This is a genomic window from Bacillus sp. SIMBA_026 (assembly GCF_046535335.1).
Lineage (GTDB): Bacteria > Bacillota > Bacilli > Bacillales > Bacillaceae > Bacillus > Bacillus velezensis.
Genome location: NZ_JAWRWX010000365.1, coordinates 1 through 249, shown reverse-complemented (window position 1 = coordinate 249; position 249 = coordinate 1). Strand labels below are relative to the sequence as shown.

Annotated in this window: 1 protein-coding gene; it reads right to left on the bottom strand. The window is 69.1% G+C overall.

Annotated elements, in window-relative coordinates; translation table 11 throughout:
- A partial coding sequence (locus SB847_RS21820) for a hypothetical protein (RefSeq protein ID WP_410578804.1) occupies window positions 1-249 on the bottom strand: 249 nt, incomplete at both ends.

The window sequence follows — 249 nt, the reverse complement described above, 5'->3', positions numbered from 1 at the left end:
CATCTCCGACCTGCCGCCGGTCGACCGTGACGTACGGGTCGTGAACCGGCGTCAGCGTGACCTGGCACAGCTCGGTCGCACCCCAGTCGCCGGTGCGCGGCGTGTACTTCAGCATCAAGGTGCCGTCGGACCGGGCCGGCGGCGTGTCGGCGACCGGCTCGCGCAATCCCGTCACGCCAAGCTCGAGAAAGCGAAAGCCCATCCAGCTCGCTTCGCAATGCTGTTCGCCGTTGAACTGCCGCGGCGCCG